Origin of the sequence: Synechococcus sp. R55.7 (genome assembly GCF_047461955.1) — a bacterium.
Taxonomy (GTDB): domain Bacteria; phylum Cyanobacteriota; class Cyanobacteriia; order Thermostichales; family Thermostichaceae; genus Thermostichus.
In genome coordinates this window covers 4689-7094 of the sequence record NZ_JANSIC010000081.1, presented here as the reverse complement: position 1 = coordinate 7094, position 2406 = coordinate 4689, and the positions used below count along the sequence as shown (strand labels likewise).

Sequence of the window (2406 nt, the reverse complement as noted above, 5' to 3'; positions counted from 1 at the left end):
TGGCTTTACCGCAGCATCAGCCGCGGGGCTGCTCTGGCGGTGGGGGGATACGAGCGGCTGCGGAAATTGCCCCTACAAGGGATCCAGATTCATCCCCAGGAGCGGGTGTTGGATCTCTGCTGTGGCCCAGCTGAAGTAACCCCACTGTTGGCGGAGCTGAGCCAGCAGGTGGTGGGCCTGGATGCTTCCCCCAAAGCTCTAGCGGCAGCCCGCAAACGCCTTCCCCAGGTGGAGTTTGTGGAGGCCTTTGCCCAAGATATGCCCTTTCCCAATGCCAGCTTTGATTGGGTGCATACCAGCTTGGCTCTGCACGAATTGTCCTTCGCAGATTTGGAGCAGGTGCTGCGGGAAGTGTGGCGGGTGCTCAAGCCGGGGGGAGGACTCTTGATCCTGGATCTGCATGCGCCTCGGCAACCCCTGATCTGGCCTGGTCTGGCCCTCTTTCTGGCCCTTTTTGAAACCGAGACCGCCTGGGAGCTACTCAAGCTGGACTTGCCCGAGCATTTGCAGCAGCAGGGTTGGCAATCCATCCGGCAGACCCTCCACGCTGGGGGAGCTCTGCAGGTTATCCAGGCGCGAAAGCCTGCCGCCTGAGCTGCACCCCTGAGAGCGGCAGTCAGCCCTGGTGCCAAAAGGGAGTGCCGAGGACAGGCGTACTGGGCTGAGCTGTTTCCTGAGGGATCATGGCCCCGGCCAGGTAGGCTCGGCGGCCTGAACGCACCGCTTCTGCAAAGGCCTCAGCCATGACCACCGGATCCCGGGCCAAGGCCACCGCCGTGTTTAGCAGCACCCCGTCGAAGCCCCACTCCATCACCTGGCAGGCATGGGAGGGCAGGCCCAAGCCGGCATCCACGATCAGCGGCGCCTCGATCCGCTCCCGCAGCAGGCGCAAGTTGTAGGGGTTGAGAGGGCCTTTCCCGGTGCCGATGGGGGCCGCCCAGGGCATCACCACCTCACAGCCAGCATCCAAAAGCCGCTGGCAGAGCACCAGGTCGTCGGTGCTATAGGGCAGCACCTTAAAGCCGCGCCGGACCAGCTCAGCAGCAGCAGTGGGCAGTTGCACGGGATCCGGCTGCAGCGTGTAGTCATCCCCAATCAACTCCAGCTTGATCCAGTCGGTGCCGAACACCTCCCGCGCCATCTCCGCCGTTGTGATCACCTCCTGCACGCTGTGGCAGCCGGCGGTGTTGGGCAGAACTGGGATCCCCATCTTCTGCAACAGGGCCCAAAACCTCTGCGAAGTTTCTGGCCCCAGTGCCCCTTGACGCCGCAGAGAAACCGTCAACAAACAGGGCTGCGCGCGAGCCACCGCCTGCTCCAAAATGGCTGGCGAAGGGTAGCGAGCCGTACCCAACATCAGACGGCTGGGCAATGGTTGGCCATAGAGCACCAAGGGATCCTCATTGGCCCAAGTGGAGGGGGAAAGCTGGAGAAGGGTGGACATTGTCGGGGCAAAGTCAGGACAGAGCAGGAAGCAAGGGGGGCACTAGCCGCCAGCAACCGGAGTGACGATCTCCACCTGGTCGCCTTCTTGCAGACGGGTTTGCTCGTGCTGCGCACGTGGCACAAACTTCAGATTAACCGCTACCGCGAAAGGGCCGCTGGCCCCCACCTGAGCCACTGCTTCGGACAAAGTGGTGCCTTCCGGCAAATCGTAAGGCTTCTGGTTGATCAAGACACGCATGGCGACAGGGACTCACCGGAAAGAGGGGCAGCCTGCACCTGAAAGGGGATCCCAAGCTGCTGGGCCAAGCGACAACTACCCTGGTGGAGATACTCCAAGACAGCATCGTGGATGGCCGGGGAGATCAGAAAGCCATGGCGATAGAGGCCGTTGATCTGCAACAGGCGAGGTGAGCGCTCCACCACGGCTGGCAGGTTATCCGCCAAGGTGGGACGACATTGGCTGCCCAATTCCAGGATACGCGCTTCGGCAAAGGCAGGATGTACGGCGTAGGCGGCGCTGAGCAACTCCAAAGCCGAGCGAACGCTCACCGGCGAGCGATCCTCAGATTCGATCTCGGTGGCTCCCACTACGAACAGGTGTCCCGGCTTGGGAGCGATGTAGATCGGATAGCGAGGATGCAACAGCCGGGTTGGACGCCGCAAAGAGACTTCCGGGGCATACAGGCGCACCACCTCACCCCGAACTCCGCGCAGCAGTTTTTGCCCGCCCCATTCTTTTTGGGATCCCAGGCCGCGGCAATCCAAAACCCACCCACCGGTTTGCTGCTGCCAAGCTTGGGCCTGCTCCAGATCCCAAGGGCAACCCCACTCCACTTCCACCTCGTGCTGCCGCAACTTGGCCAGTAAAGCTGCCAACAGTTGGCGGTTGTCCAGTTGGCCCTCTTGGGGAAGATACAGGCCCTGCGCAAATCGCCCGGCTACCGATGGCTCCAGCTCGGC

4 protein-coding genes are annotated in these 2406 nt (G+C 62.4%); 1 reads left to right on the top strand and 3 read right to left on the bottom strand.

The window, feature by feature from the left end:
- On the top strand, nucleotides 1-594 hold a 594-nt coding region (locus NW820_RS06035; RefSeq protein WP_414406973.1), incomplete at its 5' end, for a class I SAM-dependent methyltransferase.
- Between the two features lie 22 nt (nucleotides 595-616).
- On the opposite strand, the gene NW820_RS06030 is transcribed toward NW820_RS06035, so the two are convergent.
- From NW820_RS06030 to NW820_RS06020, 3 genes are all read right to left on the bottom strand, one after another.
- Complete coding sequence (locus NW820_RS06030) at nucleotides 617-1444, bottom strand: thiazole synthase (RefSeq protein WP_414406972.1); 828 nt, start codon at nucleotides 1442-1444, stop codon at nucleotides 617-619.
- 42 nt (nucleotides 1445-1486) lie between these two features.
- Complete coding sequence (gene thiS, locus NW820_RS06025; RefSeq protein ID WP_414350083.1) at nucleotides 1487-1684, bottom strand: sulfur carrier protein ThiS; 198 nt, start codon at nucleotides 1682-1684, stop codon at nucleotides 1487-1489.
- The coding region (locus NW820_RS06020) for an FAD-dependent oxidoreductase (RefSeq protein ID WP_414406971.1) at nucleotides 1672-2406 on the bottom strand (735 nt) is incomplete at its 5' end. The genes NW820_RS06020 and thiS, both read right to left, overlap by 13 nt.